Source organism: Paracoccus sp. S4493 (assembly GCF_000967735.1).
Classification (GTDB): domain Bacteria; phylum Pseudomonadota; class Alphaproteobacteria; order Rhodobacterales; family Rhodobacteraceae; genus Paracoccus; species Paracoccus marcusii.
In genome coordinates, this window is the sequence record NZ_JXYF01000160.1 from 1 (window position 1) to 1,008 (window position 1,008).

At 67.2% G+C, this 1,008-nt stretch carries 1 protein-coding gene; it reads left to right on the forward strand.

The features are described 5' to 3' along the window. A partial coding sequence (locus TW83_RS15690; RefSeq protein WP_045983719.1) for a histidine kinase dimerization/phospho-acceptor domain-containing protein occupies positions 1-1,008 on the forward strand: 1,008 nt, incomplete at both ends.

The following is a 1,008-nucleotide window of genomic DNA, read 5'->3' on the forward strand; positions in this document are numbered from 1 at the left end:
GCGCTGGATCGCGGTCGCGGGACAGCTGCTGGCGATCTGGGGGACGGTCGTCCTGCTGGACGTGACGACGCTGCCATGGGGGCAGATGCTGCCGGTGGTCGGGTTCCTGATCTTCCTGAACCTGTTCTCCGCCTGGCGTCTGCGCCGGGGGCACCCGATCACCGACCTGACCGTGACGGCCGAACTGCTGATGGACGTGGCCAGCCTGACGATCCTGCTGTATCTGTCGGGCGGCGCCTCCAATCCCTTCGTGTCGCTGTTCATCCTGCAGGTCATCCTGGCGATCGTACTGCTTCCGCAGGGGCATGCGGCGCTGATCCTGCTGGCGACGATCGCGGCGCATTTCTGGCTGACCGGCAATGGTGTGCCTTTGCCGCTGCCGCATCTGTGGCACGGGGCGGGGCCCAGCTTTCTGGACCTGCATCTGCAGGGGATGTTTCTGTCCTTTCTGCTGGCCGCCAGCCTGCTGACCTGGTTCGTCACCCGCATCACCGCGAACCTGCGCGACCGCGACGCCCAGATCCAGGCCCTGCGTCAGCAGATGCTGGAGGAGGATCACCTGGTCCGTCTGGGGCTGCTGTCCAGTGGCGCGGCGCATGAATTGGGCACGCCCCTGACCACGCTTGCGGTCACTCTGGACGACTGGCAGACGCTTGGCGCGCCGCAGGGGGACGAGCTGGACGACAAGATCGCCGTCATGCAGCGGGAGCTGTCGCGATGCCGCCAGATCGTCTCCGAGATGCTGCTGTCATCGGGCCAGGAGCGCCTGGACGAGGCGCAGGCGATGCGCGCGCGCGCCTTCCTGGAGGCGGCGGTCGAGGGACTGGCCCTGCCCGTTCGGATCAGCTTTGACATGCGGTGCGATCCGGTGATCATGGCCGATCCGATGCTGGAACAGGCGGTCCGCCTGCTGGTGGACAATGCCGCCGAGGCGGGCAGCCGCAACATCCGCATCTCTCTGTCGCCGGGGGGGACCGAACAGCTGGCCTTGGTCATCGAGGATGACGG